Source organism: Synechococcus sp. F70.1 (assembly GCF_047502745.1).
Classification (GTDB): domain Bacteria; phylum Cyanobacteriota; class Cyanobacteriia; order Thermostichales; family Thermostichaceae; genus Thermostichus.
Genome location: NZ_JANSJL010000096.1, coordinates 1 through 1,117, shown reverse-complemented (window position 1 = coordinate 1,117; position 1,117 = coordinate 1). Strand labels below are relative to the sequence as shown.

The window sequence follows — 1,117 nt, the reverse complement described above, 5'->3', positions numbered from 1 at the left end:
GTTCAGAAGGCGGGGTACGCCCGCCAAAAGGCCAAAGGGCAACGCAAACGCCAGCCCAAAGCCTATCATCCCCACTATCGGAGCGCCATAACTGCCACTCACCATGTCTATCAGAAGCGTACCCAAAAGCGGCCCAATACAAGAAAAGCTCACCAGCACGAGCGTCAGCGCCATGAAGAAAATTCCCAGCAGGCTCCGGGTGTTAGAGAGGCGGCTCGTCGCCGTCGTCCAAGAAGCCGGCAAAGTAATCTCAAAAAGCCCCAAAAACGACAGCCCAAAAGCCACCAGTATCAGGAAAAAGATTAAGTTCAGCCAAGGATTGGTAGAAATAGCGTAGGCGGCATTCGCACCAAAGAAAATCGTAATAATCGCCCCCAAAATCAGAAAGATAAGCAGGATACTAACCGCATACCAGATAGCCCCTGCAAGCCCACTCCCCCGCCCCTCTTGGGCCTTTGTAAAGTAGCTCACAGTGAGGGGCACCATCGGGAAGGTACAGGGCGTAAATACCGCCGCCAGCCCAAAGAGAAACGCCTTCAGGAGGAGCCACCATAGCGACCCAGCTGCTGCGTGCGCATCGTCTTCTGGGGAGGACGGAGGAGCCGGGGCAGACACTTGCCCAGAAGCCCTAACCTCCCCCGTCGGACTCGGCGTAAGCACCGACTCCGCCCGCAAAGCCTTGTCCTTTCTCTCTTCGGAGGCCGAAAGCGGCACCGAGCCGGCTGAGTCGCTTTTTTTATCCACTACACGCACAGGAGCCGCGCCTTGTACCGAAAAGGCGTAATCCAACTCCACTTTGTCAAAGAAACACTGCTCCTCATCACAATACTGACAACGGAGCGTCCCCACCAGCCGCACGGGCGAATCCGTAATCACCAAGCGCTGAATAAACTTCACCTCATCGGCATAATAGTAGACCTTTGTATCAAAGACAGGGTCATAGGTCTGAATGAGTTTGCCGACTTCCAGGAGGGGCCCAGCGAGCCTGAGGCCCCGGGTGCTCTGTTGGTCCAGCGTGAAAGCCGTCGGGAGATTGGCCGGCTTCTCCGTCTCTCGAGTAGAGTAAACATGGTAGGAGGCCGGGATGGAGGCCCGAAAAGTGAGCGTTAGGGTATCA

At 56.0% G+C, this 1,117-nt stretch carries 1 protein-coding gene; it reads right to left on the bottom strand.

Annotated elements, in window-relative coordinates; translation table 11 throughout:
• Positions 1–1,117: cytochrome c biogenesis protein CcdA (locus NW860_RS09815; protein ID WP_414513917.1), on the bottom strand; the 1,117-nt coding region annotated here is incomplete at both ends.